This is a genomic window from Neisseria sp. HMSC074B07 (genome assembly GCF_001810355.1).
Classification (GTDB): Bacteria; Pseudomonadota; Gammaproteobacteria; order Burkholderiales; family Neisseriaceae; genus Neisseria.
Map to the genome: position 1 here is coordinate 10,721 of NZ_KV800904.1, position 3,224 is coordinate 13,944.

Here is a 3,224-nt window from a genome sequence, read left to right on the forward strand (position 1 = left end):
ACGCCGTACCGGTTTAAAGTTAATCCACTATACTTTGAATCTTCCGTTTTCAGTACCCAAGGTCGTCTGAAAAACCTTACAACGCGCGGCGGAAGCTGACGGCTTTCAAAACATGGCTTCTGCCGACTTCTTCATCGCCCGCCAAATCCGCCAGCGTACGCGCCACGCGCATGATGCGGTGGAAGCTGCGGGCGGAGAGGGAGAGTTTTTCCAACAGGCTGCCCAAGGCTTCCTGCGCTTCTTTTTGGATGCGGGCGGACGTGTCGAGTTCACTGACGCTCAAGGCGGCATTCACTTTGCCTTGCCGCGCATATTGTTTGTCGCGGGCGGCGATCACGCGCGCCAACACGACGGCGCTGCTTTCCCCCGCTTCCTGCTGCATCAGTTCGGCGGCGGACAGGCTGGGGACTTCGATGGTCAAATCGATGCGGTCGAGCAGCGGGCCGGAAATCTTGCTGCGGTAACGCGCGACGCTTTCGGGCGTGCAGCGGCAAGGTTTGACGGGATGCCCGAGATAACCGCACGGACACGGGTTCATGGCGGCGACGAGCTGGAATTTGGCGGGATAGACAGCTTGGCGCGCCGCGCGGGAAATGTGGATTTCGCCGTTTTCCAAAGGTTCGCGCAAAACTTCCAAAACTTTGCGGTCGAACTCGGGCAGTTCGTCCAAAAATAAAACGCCGTGATGCGCCAATGAAATCTCGCCCGGACGCGGGTCGGAACCGCCGCCGACCATGGCTGCCGAGCTGGCACTATGGTGCGGGCTGCGGAAAGGACGGTGGCTGTCGAGTTGTTGCTGATGGTTGGGCAGGAGCGAACGCAACGCCCATACTTCGACCAATTCGTCTTCGGTCAAAGGCGGCAGAATGCCGGGCAACCGTTGGGAAAGCATGGACTTGCCCGTTCCCGGCGGGCCCATCATCAAAAGGCTGTGTCCGCCCGCGGCAGCGATTTCCAAAGCAAGGCGGGCGGTGTGTTGACCTTTGACATCGATAAGGTCGGGCAGTTTGGCGTTTTCAGACGACCTATGCGGAACTTGGCAGGCGGTTTGCGCCAAAGGTTCGATGCCGTTCAAATGGGCGGCGACTTCACCTAACGAACGCGCGCCGTAAACGGTAATGCCGCGCATGACGGCGGCTTGTTCTGCGTTTTCTTGCGGCAAAACGAAAGAACGCCCCGCCTGCATGCCCTGCCACGCCATCGCCAACGCGCCGCGCACGGGGCGCAACATGCCGGAAAGCGCCAATTCGCCGGCAAACTCGTACTGGGCGAGCTTTTCGGGTGCGATTTGTCCGGATGCGGCGAGGATGCCCAGCGCAATCGGCAGGTCGAAACGTCCCGATTCTTTGGGCAGGTCGGCGGGGGCGAGGTTGACGGTGATTTTTTTGGCGGGGAATTCGAAACCGCTTTGGATGATGGCGGCTCGTACGCGGTCGCGGCTTTCTTTAACTTCGGTGTCGGGCAATCCGACGATATTGAAATGAGGCAGGCCGTTGGCAAGGTGGGCTTCCACTTCGACCAACGGCGCATTCATGCCGCTCAAGGCGCGGCTGTAAACCAAGGCAAGCGACATGTTTCAGACGACCTTATTCGCCGGCTTCGGTTTGCTGTTTGATTTCGGCGACGGCTTCTTCGGCTGCGGCTTCGGCAGCTTCCAAGGCAGACTGCTCAGGCTCTTGCGCGGCTTCGAGTTTTGCCAGACGCTCTTCCAGCTCAACCAATTTGGTGCGGGTTTTAATCAAAACCTGCTGCTGGATGTCGAATTCTTCGCGCGTGACCAAATCCATACGGTTGAACGCGCTGCCGAGCATGGCTTTGACGTTTTTCTCCATGTCTTTGGCGGGGCTGTTGGCGATGGTTTCACTGATTTTTGCGCTGACTTCTTCAAAGAGTTGTTTGCCGAACATAATCCGTATCCTTTATATCAGAATATATAAAATCCAAGCGTATTGTATAAGGAAAAAGGTCGTCTGAAAACGGGCATTCTGCTGCCGCGCCTTTTCCCTTCCAAACATCGCCCATGTGTAGCAAATGCCCGCAAAATTGCTCAATCTTGCGGGCATTTTTGAAACGGCTTTTGCCGTATGTTTCGATATTCGGCGTATTTTAACGCTCGACGCGGGCATCAAAAATCGGCAGCCACCACGCACCGCCGGTAAAGCCTTTGCACGAGCCGGTAGTGTGTTCCTCGCTGCGGACAAAGCTCTTGCCGTCCCACACCGCCGCATTGCTTGTCCAGCAGTCGCCTATGCCGCGGCCTTTGAAGCTGCCGCTGAGGGTGGCTGTTTTCTCGTCGAATCCGCCATGCCCGCCGTATACCATCGGCGGCAGCACTTGTTCGATTTTGGTCAATTCTTTATCGGCAATGGCATAGTAGCCGCTGGTTTGATAAGCACCGCCGATACAGATGGCCGAAATCAACACCTGACGATCGTTGAGCGGATGGACATACAGGCTGCGGTTCCAACCCATTTGCTCTTTATTATGCAGGGCGTAACAGTAATTATCGTCGCCTTCGGAAACGCGGTTGCTGTTGCGCAGCAGCTTCATGACGGCGCTGTGGCGCGGTGTGTCTTGTTCCAGTATATCGCCTGCTGTTTTCGGCACAGCAACGGCGCGGATGACGGGTTTGGGCTGCGGGCTGAGGACTGCCTGACTGCTGTTTCCTTTGCGTATCAGCGCGGAAGGCGTGTTCAGACGACCTTGGAATTCGTCCGCTTTCAACATTGCCGCCGCCGCGCCTTTGTCGGACAAGTGCCATTCATATTTTCCCGCGCGGATGCTGATTTTGCTTTCTTTTTTCAACGCTTCGAGCAAGGCGTTGGTTTGCGTGCTGCTCAATTTGCCTGTGCCTTTTTTGTTCAACGCCAATTTGCCCAGTGATTTGCCGTTCAGCATCAATTCGCTGCGGGCTGCCACACGGGCGAGTTGACGCTCATCGTCATTAAACGGCAGCAGGGAAACTTCGCCGGCAACGGCGGCGTTCGCCCCCGCTTTTCGGGTAAACAAGATGGAAACCGGCGTTTCTGTTTCGTCCGCCTGATAGCCGGCAAGACGGCATGTGCCGGTATTGTCGCAAGCGATGTCCCAGTCTTGGTAATTTTGATAAAAGCCTTGAGGCGGAGCGGCCAGTGCGGTGGCGGGCAAAACAGCCAGCAGCCATTTTTTCATGATGTATTCCTTCAGTTTTATTTTATAGTGGATTAAATTTAAATCAGGACAAG

3 protein-coding genes are annotated in these 3,224 nt (G+C 56.2%); all 3 read right to left on the bottom strand.

Annotated features, from left to right (window positions below):
* Nucleotides 1-76: 76 nt before the first annotated feature.
* Nucleotides 77-1,573, bottom strand: coding sequence for a YifB family Mg chelatase-like AAA ATPase (locus tag HMPREF2726_RS01700; RefSeq protein ID WP_070601973.1), 1,497 nt, complete (start codon nucleotides 1,571-1,573; stop codon nucleotides 77-79).
* A 13-nt stretch (nucleotides 1,574-1,586) separates the two neighbouring features.
* A complete protein-coding gene (locus HMPREF2726_RS01705; RefSeq protein WP_003757162.1) occupies nucleotides 1,587-1,907 on the bottom strand; it encodes an accessory factor UbiK family protein in 321 nt (106 codons plus the stop codon).
* 199 nt (nucleotides 1,908-2,106) lie between these two features.
* The gene (locus HMPREF2726_RS01710) at nucleotides 2,107-3,171 is read right to left on the bottom strand and encodes a DUF1176 domain-containing protein (RefSeq protein WP_070601975.1); all 1,065 of its coding nucleotides are present in this window, start codon (nucleotides 3,169-3,171) and stop codon (nucleotides 2,107-2,109) included.
* Between the last annotated feature and the right edge of the window lie 53 nt (nucleotides 3,172-3,224).

Excerpts from the sequence above, each read along its gene's own strand:
- HMPREF2726_RS01710 (WP_070601975.1), bottom strand. The coding sequence starts at position 3,171 with ATGAAAAAATGGCTGCTGGCTGTTTTGCCCGCCACCGCACTGGCCGCT.
- HMPREF2726_RS01705 (WP_003757162.1), bottom strand. The coding sequence starts at position 1,907 with ATGTTCGGCAAACAACTCTTTGAAGAAGTCAGCGCAAAAATCAGTGAA.
- HMPREF2726_RS01700 (WP_070601973.1), bottom strand. The coding sequence starts at position 1,573 with ATGTCGCTTGCCTTGGTTTACAGCCGCGCCTTGAGCGGCATGAATGCG.